The organism is Campylobacter sp. LMG 17559, assembly GCF_024723605.1.
Taxonomy (GTDB): Bacteria; Campylobacterota; Campylobacteria; order Campylobacterales; family Campylobacteraceae; genus Campylobacter_D.
Genome location: NZ_JANQCZ010000057.1, coordinates 1 through 520, shown reverse-complemented (window position 1 = coordinate 520; position 520 = coordinate 1). Strand labels below are relative to the sequence as shown.

Here is a 520-nt window from a genome sequence, read left to right as displayed (position 1 = left end):
TATTGCTTTAATTTAAATTCACTACTATGCTTTTTGCATCTTTACTTACACTTAGAGTGTATTTAGCTTTTTGAACTTTTGCTTTGATGTTTTTATGTAAGCTTTGATTATTTTTAGTGATAGTTTCTAATAAGCTTTGTAAGTCTTTTTGATTTAGTTGTTTATTGTTTGCATCTACAAAGCCTTTTTCACTTTGCATTAAAATAAAGCTTTTATTTTTTACATTATTGTTTGTATATACATTAATAGAACTATCTTTAGAAAGATTAATAGCTTCTTTAGCACTTAAATAAGTTTTAGTATCATCTTTTAAGATAAAGCTATAATGATCAAAGTTATTGATAGTATTTGCTTTTATATTTGTATTTAATACTAAATGATTATTAGTACCACTTTTATGCATTAGAGCTTTTGATGCAAAGTTATTATCTTCTTTAGTTTGTAAAAAGCTACCTGCTAATACATCTATATTAGTATTATTAAAAATATTAGTATTACCACTTAGATATAAGGTATTATT

The 520-nt window shown here is 22.9% G+C and carries 1 pseudogene; it reads right to left on the bottom strand.

The features are described 5' to 3' along the window. Positions 1-7: 7 nt before the first annotated feature. Positions 8-520: pseudogene (locus CAMP5082_RS08290) on the bottom strand (hypothetical protein); the annotation flags it as partial.